The sequence below is a fragment of the Spongiibacter marinus genome (assembly GCF_016906995.1).
Lineage (GTDB): Bacteria > Pseudomonadota > Gammaproteobacteria > Pseudomonadales > Spongiibacteraceae > Spongiibacter > Spongiibacter marinus.
Window position 1 is genome coordinate 276,126 of sequence record NZ_JAFBBD010000003.1, and the last position, 20,588, is coordinate 296,713.

The 20,588-nt window shown below is 53.9% G+C and carries 16 protein-coding genes; 9 read left to right on the top strand and 7 right to left on the bottom strand.

The features are described 5' to 3' along the window. Positions 1-85: 85 nt before the first annotated feature. Positions 86-916, top strand: coding sequence for a MerR family transcriptional regulator (locus HNR64_RS05850; protein ID WP_204995602.1), 831 nt, complete (start codon positions 86-88; stop codon positions 914-916). A gap of 19 nt (positions 917-935) precedes the next feature. Here the strand turns inward: HNR64_RS05850 and HNR64_RS05855 are convergent, their stop codons facing one another. Together HNR64_RS05855 and HNR64_RS05860 are read right to left on the bottom strand one after the other, a co-directional pair. Then, the gene (locus tag HNR64_RS05855; RefSeq protein WP_204995603.1) at positions 936-1,631 is read right to left on the bottom strand and encodes an EthD domain-containing protein; all 696 of its coding nucleotides are present in this window, start codon (positions 1,629-1,631) and stop codon (positions 936-938) included. 22 nt (positions 1,632-1,653) lie between these two features. Further along, positions 1,654-2,430 (bottom strand): SDR family oxidoreductase, encoded by a 777-nt coding sequence (locus HNR64_RS05860; protein WP_204995604.1) that lies wholly within the window; start codon positions 2,428-2,430, stop codon positions 1,654-1,656. A gap of 236 nt (positions 2,431-2,666) precedes the next feature. Between HNR64_RS05860 and HNR64_RS05865 the strand changes: the two genes are divergently transcribed. The 4 genes from HNR64_RS05865 (at position 2,667) to HNR64_RS05880 (ending at position 7,955) form a co-directional block, all read left to right on the top strand. After that, on the top strand, positions 2,667-3,389 hold the full coding sequence (locus HNR64_RS05865) for a DUF1499 domain-containing protein (protein WP_204995605.1): 723 nt from the start codon (positions 2,667-2,669) through the stop codon (positions 3,387-3,389). A gap of 167 nt (positions 3,390-3,556) precedes the next feature. Beyond that, complete coding sequence (locus tag HNR64_RS05870) at positions 3,557-4,027, top strand: hypothetical protein (protein WP_204995606.1); 471 nt, start codon at positions 3,557-3,559, stop codon at positions 4,025-4,027. 2 nt (positions 4,028-4,029) lie between these two features. Next, on the top strand, positions 4,030-5,163 hold the full coding sequence (locus HNR64_RS05875) for a hypothetical protein (protein WP_204995607.1): 1,134 nt from the start codon (positions 4,030-4,032) through the stop codon (positions 5,161-5,163). Next, complete coding sequence (locus HNR64_RS05880; RefSeq protein ID WP_204995608.1) at positions 5,163-7,955, top strand: putative bifunctional diguanylate cyclase/phosphodiesterase; 2,793 nt, start codon at positions 5,163-5,165, stop codon at positions 7,953-7,955. The genes HNR64_RS05875 and HNR64_RS05880 overlap by 1 nt, the downstream gene beginning before the upstream one ends. Here HNR64_RS05880 and glpK read toward each other — a convergent pair. Further along, entirely contained in the window at positions 7,952-9,430 is a 1,479-nt protein-coding gene (glpK, locus tag HNR64_RS05885; RefSeq protein ID WP_204995609.1) for a glycerol kinase GlpK, read from the bottom strand. The genes HNR64_RS05880 and glpK overlap by 4 nt on opposite strands. 83 nt (positions 9,431-9,513) lie before the next feature. Beyond that, the gene (locus HNR64_RS05890) at positions 9,514-10,263 is read right to left on the bottom strand and encodes an SDR family NAD(P)-dependent oxidoreductase (RefSeq protein WP_204995610.1); all 750 of its coding nucleotides are present in this window, start codon (positions 10,261-10,263) and stop codon (positions 9,514-9,516) included. A gap of 262 nt (positions 10,264-10,525) precedes the next feature. Between HNR64_RS05890 and HNR64_RS05895 the strand changes: the two genes are divergently transcribed. Next, on the top strand, positions 10,526-11,719 hold the full coding sequence (locus tag HNR64_RS05895; RefSeq protein WP_204995611.1) for an acyl-CoA dehydrogenase family protein: 1,194 nt from the start codon (positions 10,526-10,528) through the stop codon (positions 11,717-11,719). A gap of 15 nt (positions 11,720-11,734) precedes the next feature. Further along, positions 11,735-12,874 carry an acyl-CoA dehydrogenase family protein gene (locus tag HNR64_RS05900; RefSeq protein ID WP_204995612.1) on the top strand — a complete coding sequence of 380 codons (1,140 nt, stop codon included), beginning with the start codon at positions 11,735-11,737 and terminating at the stop codon, positions 12,872-12,874. Between the two features lie 39 nt (positions 12,875-12,913). Here HNR64_RS05900 and HNR64_RS05905 read toward each other — a convergent pair whose 3' ends face one another. Further along, positions 12,914-14,383 (bottom strand): RimK family protein, encoded by a 1,470-nt coding sequence (locus tag HNR64_RS05905; RefSeq protein WP_204995613.1) that lies wholly within the window; start codon positions 14,381-14,383, stop codon positions 12,914-12,916. Positions 14,384-14,570: 187 nt separating this feature from the next. On the opposite strand from HNR64_RS05905, the gene HNR64_RS05910 reads away from it, so the two are divergent. Then, a complete protein-coding gene (locus HNR64_RS05910) occupies positions 14,571-15,698 on the top strand; it encodes a GNAT family N-acetyltransferase/peptidase C39 family protein (protein WP_204995614.1) in 1,128 nt (375 codons plus the stop codon). Between the two features lie 7 nt (positions 15,699-15,705). Then, positions 15,706-17,046: a flavohemoglobin expression-modulating QEGLA motif protein gene (locus tag HNR64_RS05915; protein ID WP_204995615.1), complete on the top strand. Its 1,341-nt coding sequence runs from the start codon at positions 15,706-15,708 to the stop codon at positions 17,044-17,046. Here the strand turns inward: HNR64_RS05915 and ppnP are convergent. Further along, entirely contained in the window at positions 17,043-17,324 is a 282-nt protein-coding gene (gene ppnP, locus HNR64_RS05920) for a pyrimidine/purine nucleoside phosphorylase (RefSeq protein WP_204995616.1), read from the bottom strand. The two genes, HNR64_RS05915 and ppnP, sit on opposite strands and share 4 nt — an antisense overlap. Further along, on the bottom strand, positions 17,321-20,482 hold the full coding sequence (locus HNR64_RS05925; protein WP_204995617.1) for an efflux RND transporter permease subunit: 3,162 nt from the start codon (positions 20,480-20,482) through the stop codon (positions 17,321-17,323). The genes ppnP and HNR64_RS05925 overlap by 4 nt, the downstream gene beginning before the upstream one ends. Positions 20,483-20,588 lie beyond the last annotated feature (106 nt).

Here is a 20,588-nt window from a genome sequence, read left to right on the forward strand (position 1 = left end):
CTCAAGCCTTTGATTAGAATAGATTTTCACGGCAGCTCATGTGCGCCTGCCAAGCATTCAACCCAGTCCGAGCAGCAAAAAGCCAATGCATTTCCCCGAAGACACCATGAACAACATCGCTCAATACCTACCCCAAGGGGCGGAGGCCAATGCCACGAGCGACTGTGAGCAACGTGAATACAGTGTTGAGGAGCTGGCTTTGGCGGCGAACACCACGGTTCGAAACATCCGCGCCTATCAGGACCGCGGTGTACTGCCACCACCCGCGCTGCGCGGTCGCAAAGGTATTTACAACAACCAGCACCTCTCGCGACTGCGACTAATTAGTAACCTGTTGGAGCGTGGCTATACACTCTCCTCAATCAGGGAACTGCTCTCGGCAATGGAGCAAGGCATTGGCCTGAGCGAAGTACTGGGAATGGAGTCGGCGATAAATTCGCCCTGGGGAAAGGAAGACCCAATCAACCTGCCAATGACCGAAATGGTAAAAATGTTTGGCACCAAACTGACGCCCACAGCAATAAAAAAAGCGGCTGAGTTAGACTTATTCTCGGTCAACGGTGCGCAGCTGCGGGTGACCAGTATGAACACCCTCAAGGTCGCCCGGGAGTTGTGTAAAACCGGTATTCCACTCGAAGATCTGCTGGAGATCCTCACGCTAATGCGGGGCAAGGTGCAGCCCGTCGCGGACTCCTTTGTAAAACTGGTCACCCAACATGTGCTCGAGCCCTACGGTGAACAGCCCCTTCCGCCCAAAGAGGAGTTTCCGCAAATTGCCGAGTTAGTATGGCGCCTGCGCCCTCTGGCTCAAATTGTAGTAGATGCGGAATTAGGTCGGGCAATGGACTACGCGGCAAGCCGCTTTTTGGCAGACAAGCTCGAGTCCATCTTAAAGCAGTTACCCAAAGAAGATTGAGCCGCGACCACGGCTTGCGCTAAAAGCAGTACTCACTGGTGGGTTGAACATCGATTTCGTTAAAGTCGATGAACTTCGCGCAGCTCTCCAACATGGTTTGCATACGCTGCTGGCAGAGCTCAGGCTGGCCATCTGCATTGTAGAATGCCTCTGCACTGGTCATTGCTTCAGCGGGAAAGCACTCTTCGACAATCGCCTGATAGGCGCCACCGTCCTCGTTCAGTCCCGACACCACACGATTTTGCACGTAGCGAAAGGTGGACTGTGTGTCGATGGCGATTTGGGTGTGGGTATTTTTCCAATAGCCCAGCCACTGCTCGTATGTCAGAAATTCGGGACAACGCAGCAGTGCCACCTGACTAAAACCTGGGGTGCGCTGCCCAGCTGCGACCGAACACCGAGTATTTTGCAGAGGCTCTTCTGCCTCTACCTGATACACCGCAACCTTAGCCGCAACGTTCGCGAGCACTGCTATAGCTTGATCAAGCGTTTCATCCGCCTCGCAATAAAAACTGCACATTGCATCAAATAATGCCACGCCGTCGCTGGCGATACGCTTTTCAGCCGCCGCCGCAACATCACCATCGGCAAGGTTTAGCTGCAGGCGGCTAAGCCCCTCCAGCGCCAGCAGCGCGGGCGGAACCTCCGCCAATACACGGTTAAAAAAGTCCTCAGCGGGCCCAGAAGCCCACAAAAAAATTTGTATCTTGCGCATTGGCAGAGAACCCCTTGCTAAATTAAATACCGATGGGAGGCGTTGCCGTAGCGGCGTTGTCGATCAGCATCTCTGCGGCATTGACAAAACGAGACTCATCCGAGGCCAAGTAAGTTACCAACGCGGCAATATCCTCGGGCTCACACATTGGGTTTGCCTCGGTAGACAGGGACTCAATCTCCTCACGGCTAGCGGTCTCAGCACCGGTGGCAACTTTGAATACCATTGGGGTTTTCACGCCATCGGGATGAATGGAGTTACAACGAATACCATTGCGTTTTTCTCGGCAATACAGCGCCACTGCCTTCGTCAATGCAGCCACAGCGCCTTTACTGGCACTGTAGGCAGCAACGAAAGACATACCGTGCAGTGCCGCCACTGAAGACATGTTAATAATCGAACCGCCATTGCCACTGGCTTCCATAGCGGGAATCGCCGTTTTACAACCGAGGAAGACCCCTTCGCTATTTACCGAGTTTACCCGGCGATAGTCTTCCAAGCTGCATTCTACAATGTTGCCCAGCGCCATCATGCCAGCGTTATTTACCAACACGTCCAAGCGGCCGAACGTCTCCACAGCGGTATTCACAACATTTTGCCAATCCGCTTCACTACTCACGTCGTGCTTAATAAATATGGCTTTCTCACCGATCTGTTCGGCCACTGCTTGGCCATCTTTCTCATTGAGATCGGTCAGCACGACATTCGCGCCCTCAGCGGCCAGCATGATTGCGTCAGCTTTACCCATTCCACTCGCAGCACCTGTCACAATGCAGACTTTCCCGGCGACTCTACCCATCGTAAAAACCTCTTTCTTCTTAAATTAGTCTCGCCAGTGGATCGGCCCACTGGCGATGAGTTACACATCTATAACCAGAACAGTAAATCACGCTATCGTGAAAAAACATAGCGCGACGCAATTACGCTTTGGTAAGAATTCAGTGGCAAAAACACCGCCTGCAAGTCATTTTAATTATCCTTTGTATCGACTACGCTCAGCGTGCTAGCCACCTATTCTGCGACACGGGAGACACAATGCGCATCGTCTATCTGGCCGAGAGGCTCGCCTATTTATCACTGATCATGCTGGTAGCAAGCGCCGTTACCGTACGAGCCGACCTCGCCCATTTTAGAGTGGGGCTACTGATTTTTGCCGCTTCGGCACTTTTCTCGCTAAGCGCCATCACACTATCCGCCCTATTTAGCCGTCGCTGCAAAGATGCAAATGATAAAAAAAGGCTCAGCCGCGCCGCCGTTATCGCGCTGCCCGCCATCAGTTTTATGGCCTTCAATATCCTTTCCGGCAGTAATCGCCCACTGATCCACAATATCAGTACTGACCTGGTGTCACCGCCGAGCTTTATTGCAGCGCCGTCATTGCGCAAGCCTGGCGACAACCCGCTGCGCTACACCAAAGAGATCGCTGACATACAGCGCGCGGCCTACCCAGATCTCGCTGGTATTACCACTACCTTACCGCTGAATCGCGCTCAGCAGCTCTGCATCATCACCGCGCAGGACATGGGCTGGGAAATACACTACCAACAACCCGGCCACATAGAGGCGACAAGCCGAAGTTTCTGGTTTGGCTTTACCGACGACATCGTCATCCGGCTGCAAGAAACCGAGGATGGCAGCAAAATCGACCTGCGCTCCGTATCACGCGTTGGCAAGGGTGATCTCGGCGCGAACGCCGAGAGAATCATGCGCTTCAATGCACAGCTGGCCCAGCGCTTACACACCATGCAACAACCGTAGTTGCGGTCTATAGTAGGTGGACGAAGGACGTTTATTTCGGTTTACCCTAACAGACATCTTCGCGAGGATGAGTAACCATCTCCGACTTATGAGTACTAGCGCATGAAGCCAGTGGTCAATGATCCTTCTCGTTTCATTGGCCTTAACTAATACGGAGACACATAACTGTGGGCATAGAGCTTGTGAACCGCCCCCGTTTGTTCATCGCAATGTTGCTCCTGTGGCCCATCCTCGCCTCCAACTCATCGGCCGCTAGCACCACAGATCTACCCGTTACCCTCATTGCGCACGAAAGCGTTAATCTCGACAAGCTCAACACCAGCACCCTGCGGGCGATATTTTCCTTGCGAAAGCGCAGTTGGGAGAACCAAACCCCCATCAAGGTTTTTGTCTTGCCCGACAACCACCCTCTGCACAAGCACTTCTGCAAAACGGTGCTAAAAATCTATCCCTATGTTCTCCGGGACCAGTGGGATCGGGTTATTTTCAGCGGCGTTGGAACACCCCCAACAATTGTGAAAGACATTGAGGAGCTGCGGCGAACTGTTAGATCTACTCCTGGCGCCATTGGTTATGCGCCTGCCGAAATATCAGTAAGCATTCAGCAATACTACGCCACCACGCCCACCGGACTATAAGCATGAAAAAATTTACGTCCATCATACTATTCATCTTTGTTTCCTCAGCAGTACAGGCGCTGGGAATACCAAATGGGCAAATCCACGGCTTCGCCTCACAGGGCTACTTACTCAGTGATGGCAATAACTTTTATGGCGATAGCCAGCGCGGCTCTGCGGAACTCAGAGAGATTGGTGTAAACGCAAATTGGCGGCTGAATAACTCTCTAAATTTTGCCGGGCAATTACTTAGCAGAGATGCCGGCGCCACCGACAACGGCAGCCTGCGCGTGGACTTTCTTTTTGCTGACTATAAAGCAATAGAAAATGATGTCACGGGACTGGGTATCCGTGTTGGGCGCGTTCGCAATGCCTACGGCTTTTACAATGAAACGAGGGATGTTTTATTTACACGGCCCGGCGTTCTCATGCCTCAGGCGATCTACTACGAGGGCAACGGCCTGAGAGAGCTATTATTTTCATCTGACGGGGCACAGTTATATAGTTATTGGGACGACGAAAACTCTACAACCAGCTTTTCACTGACCGCGGGAAGAAACAAGCGTTTGTCGAAAGACGTTATCCAAAACTTGCTCGGCACCTCCACTTCACAAATTATCGCTCGAGGCAACCTTAACCATCCGGTATTTGCTCAGCTTTCTCACTCTATGTCTGGCGGACGCAGTCGACTTGCGATCTCAATGTATAACGTTGGCCTCGATTTCGACACCAACTTCTTGGGCGCTGACGGCATCAATCTCTATGCCAGTGGCTATGTATTATCAGCACAACACAATCTGCGGGATTGGTCGTTTACCGCCGAATACAGCTTGACGACGATCAAATATGAAGCCGGTTTGCTCGGGAACGCCAAGAACGACATTGAGGCGACCTACTTACAAACTGAATACCGACTATCACCAAAAATTAGCTTATATAGCCGCATCGAGTACAGCGCGAACGACCGAGACAACCGCAACGCGACGGATACACAACACCTCGTCGTCGGCACTAAATGGTCTCCATCGCGAAACTGGACTATCGCTGCAGACCTGTTGGGCATGCGCGGCACTGGAGGAATTCCCGACATAGACAACCCAAATGGTACCCGTGAGCGAACCGAGATACTCGCGGTTATGGTCGGTTACCGCTTCTAATGAACTTAGAGCTGCCGCAATCCGCGCAACTGCGAGAGACTGTGAGGGGACTGAGCCTATTCCAAAAACTGTGCGCCATCATTTTCGTTATGATCACGCTGATCATGTTTGGCCGGGGGGCTCTCACCTACTACACCACGCTAAACGATTATGAAGCCGGTGTGCACAAGCGCTTGGAGCGGCTGGAATCCACCTTTAAAACCCTTGTAGACCGCTCAAGCCGCGAGCTATTTCGCAGCGCCGATCACTACCAGTTCCCCAGTATCGAAGCGATTAGCAACAATAACGTACCCCCGCCGTCGTTGATGTCGGGCATCGACTCCGTGGTATTCATATCGACAAAGGGGATCATTTTAGCTTCGGCACACCTTGAAGGCACACGTACCCAGCCCAACGAGCAAGACATTCAGCTTGCAGTAGCGAGTATCACTGAGAACCAGCGACCGCACGCCTCGATAATCTGCAACCCGACCTGTACGCAAAGCGTTTTTATTCCACTAATAAACGATGATGGCAACGAATTAATTGTAAACATCAATCGCTCAGCATCGCTGTTGGTTGAAGATTTTTTCGATATTACTGGCGCAGAACTGGTTATTTTCTCATCGGCAAAGAGCGGCGATGTAGCCCAACAAACACTACTCTCAAGTCACGGCAACAAAAGCGCCCAGATGTTGGCGGGCATACTGGCAACGAGCGGCTCTACCCTCCTCTCGAACGGCACATTCTTTGGGTCGACAAATGGAGCCTACCTTGGGGCACGCTACTTTGAAATGCCGAGAAGCAACCTGCATCTGGCCATTATCTCTGACGAATCAAATATTTCCTCTCTGGCGAGGGAAACGCTGCGCGAGATACTCATTGCCGCCCTCTCTACGTCGGTACTCGTTATTCTCGTCGTCTACTTAACGCTGCGGCCTCCGCTGAGCAAGCTCAATACGATTACTGAAACCCTGCCTCTTCTATCTGTTTCGCGATTTGACGAGGCACGCCAGGCCCTGAGCACCGTCCCGCGACACAGCCACTATGCCGACGAAATTGACCTTCTACACGACACGGCGGAACAGGTAACCGATGCGCTGGAACTGCTCAACAAGGATATCGCCCGCCACCAGTGTGAACTTCAAGACAAGGTTCACGCCCTAACAGAAGCCAAGCAGTTTAATGAAATGCTGCTGGAAAACTCGCCGATGGTCGTCGTTACACACCGCTTAGATGGCACGATTCAGAACATCAACGCGATGGGACGCATGCTCAGCGGTTTAAACAGCAACCTACCCGTCAATGCCAATATCAATCAGTGGGTTCGCGACCCGGAGCGCGATGTCACGCTCAGCAATTCGCTGCGAAATATGGCCGATAAAAATCAGCGGAAATTTCAAAATGAACTGCCCTTCCTCGCGGCTGATGGGCAAATTCACGACTTCCTTTGGACTCACTCAATTGTTGAGTTAGACAGTACAAAGCTGATCCTGTCGCTAGGCGTAGACATTACCGAAACACGACGTGCCGAGGAAAGCCTGCGCTGGTTAGGCGAACACGACCGAGTCACCGGACTGCTCAATCGAAGTACCTTTATTGAAGAAGCCGATCGTCGAATTCACCTGCTTGAGGACGAGCAAGCCATAAGCCTGATCATGGTCGATATCGACAACTTCTCCGAGTTCAACGACCGCTTCGGCTTCGACTGCGGTGATGACCTGCTGCGCAAATTTGCTAACCATATTAGTCAGACCTTAGATCACTCCTGCTTGCTCGCGCGCACCGGTTCGGGGGAGTACTGTGTATTGCTTGCCTCCCAGCCTCCTGCATCATCGCAGCAGCTCGACGCCATCAGTCGCTATGAAATAACCCTCGGCAATCATACCGAGTCTATTAACGCGACGGTCATCGTCGACAAGTACGAACGCGATGCCTGCACTGTGGACGAATTACTCTCCAATGCCACGTCCTTGATGCAAAGAATGAAAAATAAGGCCAAGGGTCATGTCTACTATGCTGATGAAGAGGACAGCCGTGAAAACCGGCAGGAAAAATACTTACTGAAAGAGCAGCTTGTACAAGCACTGAACAATAACCGCCTCGTCCTTTTTTACCAGCCGATCATCGATCTCAAAAGCCAGCGCATTAGTCATTGTGAGAGCTTAGTCAGAATGCTCGATGACGAAGGCAGCTTTATCGCCCCTGCGAAATTCCTGGGCATTGCTACTGAGTCAGGCTTGATGCCACAAATCGACTACTTGGTTATCGAGAAAGCCCTGCGCCAGCTGGCAGCGTGGCAACAAGCGGGGGTAAGTATTCAACTGAGCATCAATATAACGGCGCCAACGCTGGAACAGCCCGACTTTTCAGAGCGGCTCACGCAAATTATTGATGACACAGGCGTCACACCTGATGCCGTGATTTTCGAGCTCGTTGAGACTGATGCACTGGAAAACATCGACAATGCTCGCACCCTGCTCGAGCAGATCAAGTCGAGCGGTGCACAAATCGCTCTGGACGACTTCGGGGTCGGCTTCACCTCGTTCGAATATGTAAGGGAGTTGCCGGTGGACTACATCAAAATTGATCAGGCGTTTATTCGGTTTATCCATGAGCGGGAAAACGATCAGGCGCTGGTACGGTCCATCATCGAAATGAGCCACAGCCTCGGTAAGAAAGTCATCGCTGAGGGCGTTGAAGAAAAAGCCGCCATGGACGTGTTAAGCAGCATGCAAGTGGATTACATCCAAGGCTACTACATCAGCCGCCCTGTGCCGATAAGCGCCTTGGATCTGAGTATCCGCGTTTAACTGCGAACCCGAGCGACGGCTTTCTTCCAACCGTGATAACGAGTCTCTCGGTCGATCTCGCTCATGGCCGGCATAAAGCTGCGTTCCTCGCGCCACATATCCGCAATTTCATCCAATGAGGCGTACAAGCCTAGCTGTAAGCCAGCCAGGTATGCCGCGCCGAGGGCGGTTGTCTCTGTCACGGCAGGGCGCTGGCAATGACAGGCCAAGGTATCGGATAAGCGCTGCACCAACCAATCATTCACAACCATGCCGCCATCCACACGCAGGTGCTGAATATCGGCGCCGTCGCCTGCCATTGCCTCAAGTAAGTCGCGCGTTTGATAGCAGACGGACTCGAGCGTCGCTCTGGCAATATGAGCAATACCCGTGTCCCTGGTCAGTCCGAGAATAGCCCCGCGTGCATCGGGGTCCCAATACGGTGCGCCCAGCCCGGTAAATGCCGGCACCATAAACACGCCATTCGCGCTGTCAACGCTCTCAGCAAGCGCCTGGGTTTCAGCTGCCGAACCGATTAATTTCAGGCCGTCGCGCAACCACTGCACTGCCGCGCCAGCCATAAATATACTGCCTTCGAGGGCGTAGCAAACTTCATTGTTAATGCGGTATGCCACCGTCGTCAGCAGGCGGTTTGTCGAGGTTAATGCGCGGTTGCCTGTATTGAGCATGACAAAGCACCCCGTACCATAGGTGCTTTTTGCCATACCCGGTTTAAAGCAAGCCTGCCCCACGGTCGCGGCCTGTTGATCACCGATCAACGCCGCAATGGGAAGTTCAGCACCGAGCAGTGAGGCATCGGCAACACCAAAGTCGTCACAGCTGTTTTTCACCGCAGGCAACAGCGACGCTGGAATATTGAACATTTCCAGAAGGTCTTCATCCCAGCACTGACGGTGGATATTAAACAGCAGGGTCCGCGAGGCATTGCTGGCATCGGTTGCGTGCTCTCGCCCACCGGTCAGACGCCACAGCAGATAGCAGTCAACCGTGCCAAAGGCGAGTTCGCCAGCGTCGGCACGCTGGCGCGTCCCCGGAACATTATCAAGTATCCAGGCAAGCTTACTGCCAGAAAAATAAGGGTCTAACAGCAAGCCTGTGCGCTTGTTCACAGTTCCCTCTAGGCCCTGCTCCTTAAGCTGAGAAATCCAGTCGGCGGTTCGCCGGTCCTGCCAAACGATTGCTGGATAAACGGGTTCACCCGTTTTTCGATCCCATACCAGCGTCGTTTCGCGCTGATTAGTAATACCAATACCGGCAATTTGATCAGCCGTGATTGCCGCTGCGGTGATCGCCGCTTTACAGCTGGCCAGCGTGGTTTGCCAGATTTCCTCGGGATCGTGCTCTACCCAGCCATCCTTGGGATAATGTTGGGTAAACTCTTGCTGCCCAACACCGCAGATCTTGCCACGATTATCAAAAACAATAGCCCGGGAACTGGTCGTCCCTTGATCAATGGCAAGAAGGTAGGTCGCCATACGTCACTCCGCTGAAGTCATCTACTAAACGCAGCAAGACTAAACAGCAGCGGCCCACCACACAAGGCGATTTGTCGGCAAAATCACGCAAGAATACCGCCATCTACCCGTATTTCTTCACCGGTAATATGAATACCGTCGTCACTGGCCAACAATGCGATAGCGCCAGCCACCACTTCCGGCCCCTTCGCGCCACTCAGCGAGGTAATTCGGTTCAGGAGGTCAAAGTCGGCATCCTCGGGGAAGCTCAGGCCTTCCACCATCCCGGTGTTAATGTCACCCGGGCACACACAGTTCGCCCTGACGCCGCGCTTTGCATACTCCACAGCAATACTGCGGGTCATCGCCAGCACGCCGCCTTTGCTCGCACCGTAGGCAACGCCCCAAGGCAGCCCCTGCAGCGACGCCGTTGAGGCGGCATTCACAATCGCCCCCTTCGTTTTGAGCAACTCAGGCAATACCGCTTTGCACAGCATAAAGGTCCCGGTCAGATTTACCGCGATGATCTTCTGCCACACCTCCAGCGGCGTCTCGTGGGCATTACAAAAACGCAAAATACCGGCCATATTAACCAGTGCATCCAGCCTTCCCCATTGCGCGATTAAACTGGCGAGGCAGTCCTCGGCGGCGCCCTCGGCGGAAATATCAAACCGCTGTGCGATGGCCTCCCCGCCCTGCTGCTGAATTTCGGCGACCAGTTCGTGCAAGGCTTCTTCGTTAATATCTGTACAAAAGACCTTCCCGCCTTCTGATGCCACCCTCAGGGCTGCCGCGCGGCCAATCCCCGATGCCGCACCTGTCACCATTACCACCTTGTTCTCAAATCGAGTCATAGCGATTCCTAATTATTTTCAATGAACTCGCCGCGCAGTATCGCTGCGCCAACGGCTAACCGACAAGGATCGGCAACTGTCGCGTTGGCGTAAACACCCAAAAGTAGGAGAAGCAAATAAAATTAGTGACCCAATATGTCAGTCGGCATGACGCGTTTGGCTCTTGCCTTGCGCCTGCCTTTCGCTAAGCTGAGCAACCATTGAAACCGCCCGGCACGGCTGCCGCGGCACTGCCATATTTCCAATAAAATAGGAGAGCGACGTGGCCGATCTCGACCAATTCCGCCTCGAAGTCAGACAGTGGCTGGAGGACAATTGCCCTGCCTCACAGCGCCTGCCAATCACCCGTGAAGAACAAGTGTGGGCGGGCAAAAACAAACAGTTCCCCAGCGACGATGCAAAGCTGTGGTTTGAGCGCATGCGCGACAAAGGCTGGACAGTACCCGAATGGCCCAGCGAATTAGGCGGTGGCGGGCTCGATGAGCGCCAAGCCAAAGTACTGAAAGAAGAAATGAAGGCGCTGGGTTGCCGCACCCCACTTTTTGACCTTGGCATTTGGATGCTTGGGCCCGCCGTACTTGAGTTTGGTAACGACGAGCAAAAGCAGGAGCACATTCCCAAAATCGCGCGCGGTGACGTGCGTTGGTGCCAGGGCTACTCAGAACCCGGTGCTGGCTCCGATTTGGCCAGCCTGCAAACCCGCGCCGAAGATATGGGCGACCATTTTTTGGTCAACGGCTCAAAAATCTGGACGACCAATGCCGACAAAGCAGACTGGATCTTCTGCTTGGTCCGCACAGACCCAGACGCAAAAAAACAAGAAGGCATCAGCTTCCTACTCATCGACATGGATGATCCCGGTGTAACCACAACACCAATTGAGTTGATCAGCGGCGAATCAGAGTTTTGCCAAACCTTCTTTGACAATGTGAAAGTGCCCAAGGCCAATTTGATTGGCGAACTGAACAAAGGCTGGTCGGTTGCCAAAGCACTGCTCAAGCATGAACGCAAGCTGATGTCAGAAATCGGTGGCGATACCCCTGGCCCCAGCTTTGGCCCCGTTCAAGCGGCACTGGAATATGTCGGCACAGATGGAAACGGCAAGCTCAAAGATGCGGCGCTACGCGACCAGTTGGTGCGCCATGAAATGGCTTATCGCGCCATTGGCCTGACACATTTCCGCACCTTTGAAGAGCGTATGAGCGGCCAGGCAGACAGCAACGTACCGCTCATTATGAAGTACGTGGGTACGGAAGAAGGTAAGCGCAAAGAAGAACTGTTACTCGCGCTGCTAGGTCACCAGGCGCTCGGTTGGGACGGCGACGGCTTTAACGAAGACGAAAAGCTGACGACACGCGGCTGGCTGTTCTCAAAAGCACTCTCTATTGCCGGTGGCACATCAGAAGTGCAACTCAATATTATTGCCAAGCGTGTCCTTGGCTTGCCTCAGCAGTAATTAAGGGAGCCCAACATGGCACTGGTACTTAATGAAGAACAACGCCTGCTCAAGGACACCGCCAAGGATTTTTTGAGCGAAAATATGCCGGTAGAAGCGCTGCGCACGTTGCGCGACAGTGACGACCCAACCGGCTACTCCCAGCAACAATGGCAGCAAATGTGTGAACTCGGCTGGGCCAGCATTGTCCTACCCGAGGAGTACGATGGCCTAGATTTTGGCTTTATGGGCCTGGGCGCAATCATCGAAGAAAGTGGCCGTACGCTGGCCGCATCCCCCCTGCTGAGCACCGTTGTGCTCGGCGCGTCGGCAATTCTGCTGGGCGGCAATGAAGAGCAAAAATCCTCGTTGCTTCCCAAGGTTGCCAGCGGCGAGCTCACCCTCGCTCTCGCCCTCGAAGAGGGGCACCACCACGCACCACTCGATACCGCAATGGCCGCAGAAGCCCACGACGGCGGTTTCCGCCTGAATGGCAATAAAAGTTTCGTTGTCGACGGGCACAGTGCAGATAAGCTGGTCGTGGTTGCGCGCACCAGCGGAACAGCAGGTAGCGCTGATGGCTTGAGCCTGTTTCTCGTAGACGGCGATGCCAACGGGCTAACTCGTCAGCGCCGTAAAATGGTCGATAGCCGCGGCGCTGCTGCCCTCAGTTTCGATAACGTGGACGTCTCAGCCGATGCGCTTATCGGCGAGCTGGGCCAGGCCTGGCCAGTTCTCGAAGCGGTACTTGATCGCGGCCGCGTTTGCCTGGCAGCAGAGATGCTCGGTGGCGCGCTCGAATGCTTTGAGCGCACCGTGGAATATTTAAAAGAGCGTGACCAGTTCGGCGTAAAAATTGGTAGTTTTCAAGCCCTGCAGCATCGCGCATCGCTGATGTATATCGAGCTTGAATTGGCAAAATCGGTGCTCTTTGATGCCTTCTCGGCTATTGATGATAAGCGTGCGGACTTGCCTCAGCTTGCCAGCTTAGCCAAAGCGCGTATGAATGACGTTTTCGAGCTGGTAACAAACGAGGCTGTACAGATGCACGGTGGCATCGGTGTGACGGACGAACTCGAAATTGGCTTTTTCCTAAAACGCTCTCGCGTAGCGACTCAACTATTGGGGCACAGCGGCTTCCATCGCGACCGCTATGCCTCATTGTGCGGCTACTAGGGCGCGAAGCAAAAAGGGCATCGAGAGATGCCCTTATCACTACTTAGTCGCCGCAAGCCCTCGCCTTTCCATTCGCCGTAAAAACACCTCAATAACTGCCGCGTAAAGCGAGTCGCCTAGTAGCTTATCCTCTACCCCGCTGTCTATGCTGGGATTATCATTGACCTCAATGACCACCACCCGACTTCCCTGCTGTTTGATATCCACACCATAAAAACTGTTGCCGATAAGCTGACAGGCACTGACCGCTGCACGCAATACGTCGGCTGGGACATCACTGATCGGCACCGCATCAAATCCACCTGACTGGCTTCGCTTGCCGTGACGGTAAATCTGCCAGTGTTTTTTCACCATGTAATAACGACAAGCAAATAACGGTTGGCCGTCCAATACTCCAATACGCCAATCGTATTCGGTATACATAAACTCCTGCGCAAGAAGCAACGCCGACTTATCCAGTAGCCGCTGCGCTTCCGCACACAGCACTGCCAGGCTGTCGACTTTAACCACCCCTTTAGAGAACGCCCCATCGGGCACCTTTAACACCAGGGGTAGGCCAAGTGAATCTATCAGACGCCGCGCTTCCGACTCACTCCCACTTCGCAAATACTCCGTCTTCGGCACAGCAACCGCATTCCGCCTTAGTAAATCAGCAAGATAGATTTTGTTTGTGCACCGTAAGATCGACTGGGAGTCATCGATAACCACCAGGCCTTCCGCTTCCGCGCGTTTGGCAAAGCGGTAACTGATGTTCGCTACCGACGTTGTCGTGCGGATAAACAAACCGTCGTACTCTGCCAGCCGCGAATAATCCGCTCTTCCAATCAGCTCCGCACAGATACCGTATTTTTCCGCGACGCGGATAAATTTCCGCAGGGCGGCGCCGTCGCTAGGCGGCATCGCCTCCTCGGTATCGACCAGAATCGCCAGGTCATAGCGGAAACGCTTTTGCGCGGGTGCCGGCCGCCATAGTTTTTGACTAAAGCGCTCAAAGCACGCCGCGAAGCTGTCTTGCTCAGTGCTCGACGACAAGGCCCGCAGCGACGCGGCCTGTAATTTATCCATACGCCAGCCCTGGCGATACACCATGCGCAGCTCAAGAATCGGGCAGGGAAAATGTTGGAATGCCGAGCGCGCAAGGTCGGCATATTCTGGCTCCAAAGTCTCGCCGAACCAGCATCGCAACTGTTTCACCTCGCCCGGCTGCCCCGGTGCAAGCTCAGCAAGCCTCGGCGACATGCCCTGCCACTGAATAGACGACAGCGGCTTTGCCGACAATTCAGTCAGGGTTTTCAGCGAGGGAATAACATGATGCCCGCGGGCTTCAGCCAACAGCGAGCAATAGTAGCCGCTACCGAGATAGCGGTAGTTCCGGCACAGATTAACGACCCTGACGCGCTCGCGAGTCGTTCCAAGACAAAGATAATCATCAAAACTGATGACCGAATGGCTGGGATAATAAGGCCCCCAGTCGCGCACATCATCGACAACAATAACTAAACGGGACATCGGCTCCATGCTCCCAAAATGCTCTCCCCATGCGGGATCAGCGACCGTCTATGCGGTGGCAAAAGCTGCGGCATTCTGCGACCAGTGCAACAGCGAAACAAGCACTATTTTATGTTGTAGACGGCAAATAATGCGCAGTATGATCCGCACATGCGCCGCCATCTGCGGTATTTGTCGAGTCTGCCCCATGTCGCCGTGTATTCGCCCCGCTAGCCCCATAGATTTGCCGGCACTGGTTGAGCTGGAACGACACTGCTTTAGTAGTGACCGGATCTCCCAGCGCAGCTTTAAAGCGTTTATCCGCCACGGCGCCCACCAATTGCTCGTCTGTCGTGAAGCTGACAAACTGCTGGGCTATGCATTGCTACTGTTTCGCCGTGGCACCCTGCTGTCCCGGCTTTACTCACTCGCCGTCGCCCCCGACCAACGCGGTAAAGGCGTCGCGATGTTATTACTCGACGCAGCAGAACAACTCGCCCGCGACAGGCAAAGCGTTTTCCTTCGCCTTGAAGTCAGAGAGGACAATGCCGCCGCAATTTCCCTGTACAACCGCCGTGGCTACCGCACTTTTGGCCGTGTCAGTGACTACTACGCCGATGGTTGCAATGCCGTACGTATGGAAAAGCGACTGCTAACACCCGCGCAGCGCGGCGCGCACTCACCCCACTACTACCGGCAGACCACGGGTTTTACCTGCGGCCCCGCCAGCTTGATGATGGCCATGCGAGACCTGGATCCGGCATCGCCCTTTTCCCGGCGCGAGGAGCTGCAAATCTGGCGGGAAGCCACCAGCATCTATATGGGTAGCGGTCACGGTGGCTGCACACCACAAGGCTTAATGTTGGCGGCGCTGCGCCGAAAATTTAACGCCACGCTCTTTATTAGCGATACGGCCCCCGCCTTCATCGACAGCGTTCGCTCGCCCTCCAAGCGCCAGCTTATGCAGCTGGTTCACGACGATTTTATGGCGCAGTTGACGGACTATAAGGCGGATATTCGGGTCAATAAGCTCGACACACCCGCCCTGCAGTCGCTATTGATTGAAAAACGTCACGTTGTCGCACTGATCAGCACGTGGGCACTCGACCGCCAACGCATGCCTCACTGGGTATATGTGTACCGAGGAGAGGAAAATACGGTGTATATCAATGACCCCGACAGCAACACCTGTCGGGGCGAATCGTTAGACAGCAGCAAGGGCCACTGGCAGTCTGAGATTGAATACCACCGCGTGCCAATATCACTTGAACAATTCAGCAACATGGCAAGCTTTGGCAAACGTCGTCTACGCTGCATATTAACGCTACAAAAATGAGGCTGTGATGACATCAGACGCCACAAGTTATAAAACAGCGCTGCGCGCGCTCTCGGATGAGCTGATCCGCATTCAAAAGCCGATATTGATACTCGACGCGATCAAGTGGCCCCATGATGTGGAGAAACGTTTTTTTGAGAACGGCGCCAACGCGCTGCCAACCGTGTGCCGTGAAGACTACCTGCGCAACAACCCTCTCAGTTTTAACGCGGCAGAGATTGATGCACAACTGAAAAACTTCCAACAACGGCTCGATAGCGCTCTGGGACACGGCGACGCCCTCGGCCAAATTCTTTGGCAAACCGCCGAACAGTACCGCAGCGTGGTTGACCTACTGGAGCACCGTGGCCAAAAGGCATTCCTGACCGCCAGCCGGCGGCTCTATGGCTCTGCACGCGATCGTCTGCGGGGTGACAGCCTGCCGCTTATCGACATGGGTAAGCGCTTGTGCAGCATTTTTTCCCTTCCCGCTGCCCACCATCTTGCATCCCCCTACCCCAAGGTCATCGATGCGGCTGGCGCAGTGGAAATGCTCTCCCAACGACTCAAGCCCTTTTTTCCGGATACCGCTTTCACCGTTCGGGAAACAGATGGCATCGTGTCTGATGCCTCAGCCGGGGGCGACTGCATCAAAATTAATCGCCACGCGCAATTCTCCCTTCTCGATATACAAGTTTTGGAGGTTCACGAAGGTTGGGTGCATGTCGGCACCACGTTAAATGGTCGCCGCCAGCCATGGGCCAGCTGGCTCAGCGTCGGCTCTCCCCGTATTACTGCCCTCCAAGAGGGCTTAGCAGTGCTTATCGAGACACTGACGTTTAGCTCTTTTCCCGGGCGCGCGCGGAAAATCAGCGACCGTGTAGTGGCTATCGATATCGCAGAACAAGGGGGCGACTTTCTCGATGTATATCGGCACTTTGTTAGCCAGGGCCTCAGCAACAAGGAAAGCTACAAAATTGCCCAGCGGGTATTCCGCGGTGGAATGGTGGAAGGCGGCGCCTGTTTCACCAAAGATTTGAGCTACGTCAGGGGCTTTGTCGAAACGGTAAACTTTATTCGCAGCGCGATCCTCAGCGACGTGCCGGAAATACTACCAATGCTGTTTGTAGGCAAGGTGTCCCTGGAGGACGTCCCCCATCTCTACCCCTATTGCCAGGAAGGCATCATTGAAGCGCCGCATTATCTGCCGCCTATGATGTTTCGAGACCTAAATGGCTTGTACGTGTGGTTTGGCTTATCTAGCGGGCTGGCGGATATAAATATTCACAGTGTCCAGGAGCACTTTCAAACACTTTTCGAGCACTTGAAAGCCGCTCCGGACGCCATACATAGCACCAAGTGCGATTAGCCATAAAAACACGCGTAGGCACTGGTCTCTTCCACTTTCAAATCAAACGCGCTGTTGGCCGGTACATCGAAAGATTGTCCGGCGCTAAAGCGCTGCCAATCGCTGGAACCCGGTAGCAATACAACCAGCGCGCCAGTAATAACTTGCATGCGCTCCGCCGCTTCGGTGCCAAAGCGGTATTCACCGGCTTCCATAACGCCCACCGAGACCGGCTGGGTTTTGCCTTCAAAACCCAATGACTGAACTTTTTCGTCAAAATAGCTGTTGTGCTTGATCACGACACACCCTCTTTTTCAGTTAAGGCGCGATCATACCCGTCGCGCCCCGCTTCGGCCAGTACGCCACCCTCAGCGGAAGACGTGGCGCGGTGGTCTCGCCCTATGTAGTGGTACATGGCCGGCACAACGAACAAGGTAAACAGCGTGCCGATGCTCATTCCCGAGGCGATAACCATACCTAGCGAGAAACGCGATGCCGCACCTGCACCACTGGCAACCAGCAGTGGCAACATCGCCATCACCAGCGCCGCCGTGGTCATCAAAATAGGACGCAAACGAATCGACGCGGCCTCTTCTATGGCTTCGCGCTTGGAAACGCCCTGCTCCTGCAACCGGTTTGCAAAATCCACCATCAAGATACCGTGTTTGGAGATCACCCCAATCAGGGTGACCAGGCCAACCTGGGTATAGATATTCAGGGTCATACCGGGGAACGTTGTCAGCTGCATACCGTTAGTCAGTGCAAAAATATTAATGCACAGCAACGCGCCACATACCGACATAGGCACGGTCACCAGAATGATCAGCGGGTCCCGGAAAGACTCGAATTGCGCCGCCAAGACGAGGTAAATAATCAGCAGGGCAAAGGCAAAAGTTCCCACCAATGCTCCGCCCTCTTGCTTGAACTGCCGAGAGCTACCCGCGTAGTCCAGTTGAAAGTTGGCGGGCATAATGTCGTTGGCAATACCTTCAAGCAAGGCCAGCGCTTCGCCCTGGGAAACATCGGGGCGCGGTACCGCAATAATCGTATTCGCATTTAATTGCTGGGCGTGGGGTATTGATCTTGGCTTGGTTCGCTGCACAACCTCGACGAGTGTGGAGATTGGAATCAGGTCGCCGCTTGCCGCACGCGTGTAGTACCCGGTCAGTTGCTGAGGATTCAGGCGCTCCTCCCGCTCAACCTGGGCGATGACTTTGTACGAGCGCCCCATATACGAAAAACGATTCACCTCAGCACCAGCCATCATCGCACTCAGATCTAAGCTCAGGCTTTGCATGTCAACGCCGAGTAGACCGGCCTTATCTCTGTCGACGATAATTTCGGCCTCGGGGCGATCGAAATTTAACTGCGAGGCCACGTAGAAAAAGCGCTTACTGGCCATCGCACGTTTAACCAGCTCATCGCCCACTTCCGCCATCAGCTGCGGCTCAGCCGTCGACTTGAGAATAAACTCCACCGGATAGCCCTGCCCTGGAGTTGGCAGCGGCGGCGGCTGGAATGTCGCCAGGCGCAGCGGCGCCACTGACTCCATGCTCATACTCAAGTCGTTAGCGACATCCCCCATTGTCTTGGTCCGAGCGTCCCAGGGGGTGCCAATTAAGCCGATAAAGCCTTTATTGCTTTCACCACTTTCTGAGATAGTGAAGGCAAACGTATGATCCACATTGGAGTGCTCCAACGCCAAATTCTGAGCGGCCAAAAAGGCATTGGTAAAGTACTCTGGCGATGCATAACCGTCGCCCTCGGCAATGACACCAGCAAAGCCCAGGTCTTCGGCCGGCGCCAATTCGTTATCACTGCTCTGGTAGAGAAAGTAACACGATACCAGCACTATCAAACCGAATACGCCAATCACATTGACCTGATCCATCGCGGAGTGGAGTCGTTGTTTATAGCCCTGGCGCCAGTATTCGAACTTCTCATCCAGGAAACGCTCCAGACGACTGCTACCCGATTCATCGTGCGACTGCAGTATTTTTGCGCACATCATCGGTGTTAACGTCAGTGCAATAACGCCCGAAATCAATACCGCGCCCGCCAGGGTAAAGGCAAACTCGGTAAACAGCTTGCCCGTCATTCCGGTTAAGAAACCAATCGGCGCATACACCGCCACCAGGGTAATTGTCATCGCAATCACCGGCCCCAGAAGCTCGCGCGCGCCCACCAATGCGGCCTCAGATGGCGCCATGCCCTCTTCAATGTGCCGATGGATGTTCTCCAGCACAATAATCGCATCATCGACCACCATGCCGATCGCCAAGACCATCGCCAATAGCGTTAGCAGATTGATCGAGAAACCCATCGAGTACATCAGAAACAGGGCGCCAACCAACGACAGCGGCACCGTCACCGCCGGGATCATTGAGCTGCGCAGTGAACCTAGGAACAAGAAGATAACCAGAATAACGATAATGACCGCTTCGATCAGTGTTGCTTGTACATCGCTAATTGCCGCGTTGACATAAACCGTGCTGTCATAGGAAATATTCGCCTCAATACTCTCCGGCAACGCGCGGTGAATACGCGGCCACATTTCGCGGATCTCCGCAGTGACGTCGAGCAAGTTAGCATCCGGGCGCACTTCAATACCGATAAACAGGCCTGGCTCGGCATCCCAGTGCGCCACATAGTCGTAGCTCTCATCGCCGAACACCACATCGGCAACATCGCGCAAGCGCACTAGCTGCGTTCCTTCACTGCGCAGCACGAGGTCTCTAAATGCCTCTACTGTGCTCAAATCTGTATCTGCAGAAATGCCGACTTTAACGTACTGCCCTTTCGTTTCTCCCACGGCTGATAGAACGTTTTGCCGCTTAACTGCTGAAAAGGCCTCGCCCGCTGTCATGTTGTGCGCCGCGAGACGTTCCGGGTCAAACCAGATCCGCATGGCGTAATTCCTGCCACCGAGTATCACCGCGCGCTCTACACCGCTAAGAGCAGATAACTCCGGTTCAACAACCCGTGCCACATAATCCGTAATTTGCGCTTTGCTCAGCGTCTTGGAATAAAACGACAGGTACATCGCCGCGTTGTCACCGGCACCCGCTAACTGAATAACAGGGTCCTCACTGCCTTCCGGTAGCTGGCTGCGCAGCTTGTTCACTTTTGCGGATATTTCGGTCAGCGCCTCATTGGGGTCCTTATCAATTTTCAGGTTCGCCGAGATGCTCGACAATCCCTGAGCGGAATTGGAGGTAAGAAAATCAATACCATCTGCTGACGCTATCTCACGCTCCAGCGGCGTGGTGATAAAACCTTCGACAAGTTCTGGGTCTGCCCCCGGATAAACCACCGAGATACTGATCCGCGCATTTTGAATCTCAGGGTATTCACGCACGGTCAAATCCTGTGCCGCGCGCAAGCCCAGTAGAAAGATCACCAAGCTGACCACAATGGCCAACACGGGGCGTTTAACAAATATATCTGTGAAATGCATGACGCCTGTCCTTGTTAGTGGCGTGGGAGAGTCATCAACCTAATTAATGGCCATTAACCTTTTTAGAGGCCATCAGCTTATTCAATGGCCATCTAACTATTTATCG

Excerpts from the sequence above, each read along its gene's own strand:
- HNR64_RS05880 (WP_204995608.1), top strand. The coding sequence starts at position 5,163 with ATGAACTTAGAGCTGCCGCAATCCGCGCAACTGCGAGAGACTGTGAGG.
- glpK (WP_204995609.1), bottom strand. The coding sequence starts at position 9,430 with ATGGCGACCTACCTTCTTGCCATTGATCAAGGGACGACCAGTTCCCGG.
- HNR64_RS05915 (WP_204995615.1), top strand. The coding sequence starts at position 15,706 with ATGACATCAGACGCCACAAGTTATAAAACAGCGCTGCGCGCGCTCTCG.
- HNR64_RS05890 (WP_204995610.1), bottom strand. The coding sequence starts at position 10,263 with ATGACTCGATTTGAGAACAAGGTGGTAATGGTGACAGGTGCGGCATCG.
- HNR64_RS05865 (WP_204995605.1), top strand. The coding sequence starts at position 2,667 with ATGCGCATCGTCTATCTGGCCGAGAGGCTCGCCTATTTATCACTGATC.
- HNR64_RS05925 (WP_204995617.1), bottom strand. The coding sequence starts at position 20,482 with ATGCATTTCACAGATATATTTGTTAAACGCCCCGTGTTGGCCATTGTG.
- HNR64_RS05900 (WP_204995612.1), top strand. The coding sequence starts at position 11,735 with ATGGCACTGGTACTTAATGAAGAACAACGCCTGCTCAAGGACACCGCC.
- HNR64_RS05910 (WP_204995614.1), top strand. The coding sequence starts at position 14,571 with ATGTCGCCGTGTATTCGCCCCGCTAGCCCCATAGATTTGCCGGCACTG.
- HNR64_RS05860 (WP_204995604.1), bottom strand. The coding sequence starts at position 2,430 with ATGGGTAGAGTCGCCGGGAAAGTCTGCATTGTGACAGGTGCTGCGAGT.
- HNR64_RS05855 (WP_204995603.1), bottom strand. The coding sequence starts at position 1,631 with ATGCGCAAGATACAAATTTTTTTGTGGGCTTCTGGGCCCGCTGAGGAC.
- HNR64_RS05850 (WP_204995602.1), top strand. The coding sequence starts at position 86 with ATGCATTTCCCCGAAGACACCATGAACAACATCGCTCAATACCTACCC.
- HNR64_RS05875 (WP_204995607.1), top strand. The coding sequence starts at position 4,030 with ATGAAAAAATTTACGTCCATCATACTATTCATCTTTGTTTCCTCAGCA.
- HNR64_RS05905 (WP_204995613.1), bottom strand. The coding sequence starts at position 14,383 with ATGTCCCGTTTAGTTATTGTTGTCGATGATGTGCGCGACTGGGGGCCT.